At 53.4% G+C, this 772-nt stretch carries 1 rRNA gene; it reads left to right on the forward strand.

Annotation, left to right across the window (positions count from 1 at the left end):
- A 23S ribosomal RNA gene (locus ACYVAD_RS09830) occupies positions 1-772 on the forward strand; the annotation flags it as partial.

A 772-nucleotide genomic window follows, 5' to 3' on the forward strand; every position in this document is an offset into this window, starting at 1 on the left:
CAGCTCACTGGTCGAGCGGGGCGGGCGTCGATAATAAACGGGCATCAAGCACACCACCGAAGCTATGGACTCATGCAGGAGCATGATGTGGTAGGAGAGCATTCTATGGGGGGTGAAGTTGGGGCGTGAGCCCTGGTGGACCGCATAGAAAAGCAAATGTAGGCATAAGTAACGAGAATGAGGATGAGAACTCCTCACACCGAAAAGCTAAGGTTTCCTCCGCGATGGCAGTCATCGGAGGGTTAGTCGGGTCCTAAGGCGTAGCGGAATTGCGAAGCTGACGGGAATGGGGTTAATAGTCCCCAACTATCTATACAGGTTAGTTCATGACGGAGTGCAGGGGGTTCTACGTACGGACGGAAGTGTGCGTTGAGACAAGGCTTCGGCTGCGTCGAAGGACTGAATGGGCTTCCAAGAAAAGTGGACTGGCGTGTAGCGTATGGATACCCGTACCGTAAACCGACACAGGTAGCTGGGCAGAATATGCTAAGGTGCGCGAAAGAATCATGGTTAAGGAACTCGGCAAAATTACCCTGTAACTTCGGGATAAGGGGGGCCGTCTCAGCGATGAGCGGCTGCAGAGAAGACGCCCAGGCGACTGTTTACCAAAAACACAGGACTCTGCCAAAATGAAAGTTGACGCATAGGGTCTGACACCTGCCCGGTGCTGGAAGGTTAAGGGGGGAGCTTAGCGGGTAACTGCGAAGGTTTGAACTGAAGCCCCAGTAAACGGCGGCCGTAACTATAACGGTCCTAAGGTAGCGAAATTCCT

This window comes from Spirosoma pomorum (genome assembly GCF_054776615.1).